Consider the following 301-nt stretch of genomic DNA (forward strand, 5'->3'; position numbering starts at 1 on the left):
TTGGGAAATTAAAAATTTAATGTGTGATATAGAGGTAGTAAAAGAAAAGTTGGAAGATGTAGCGACTACACATACATGGTTTGTAGATGAACGATTTACGAAGAGATCGTTAAAAACTAAAGAAGAAGTGGTTAATTATGGTCTGGCGTATAACGAACATAGAATTCACAACGAACAAGTTACAGAATTAATGCTTTCTTATTTGGAAGAGTTAGACGGTTTTATAAAAAAGTTTCAAGAAATAGAAAAATGCGCATCTGATGTAAGTTTGGCGACAGAATCAGATAACGCATAAATTTAA

1 protein-coding gene is annotated in these 301 nt (G+C 31.6%); it reads left to right on the plus strand.

The genetic code is table 11. The features are described 5' to 3' along the window. Nucleotides 1–295: type II toxin-antitoxin system toxin TscT (gene tscT / locus HMPREF2663_RS09205; RefSeq protein ID WP_070846294.1), on the plus strand; the 295-nt coding region annotated here is incomplete at its 5' end. Nucleotides 296–301 lie beyond the last annotated feature (6 nt).

The organism is Staphylococcus sp. HMSC077D08, assembly GCF_001837945.1.
Lineage (GTDB): Bacteria > Bacillota > Bacilli > Staphylococcales > Staphylococcaceae > Staphylococcus > Staphylococcus epidermidis.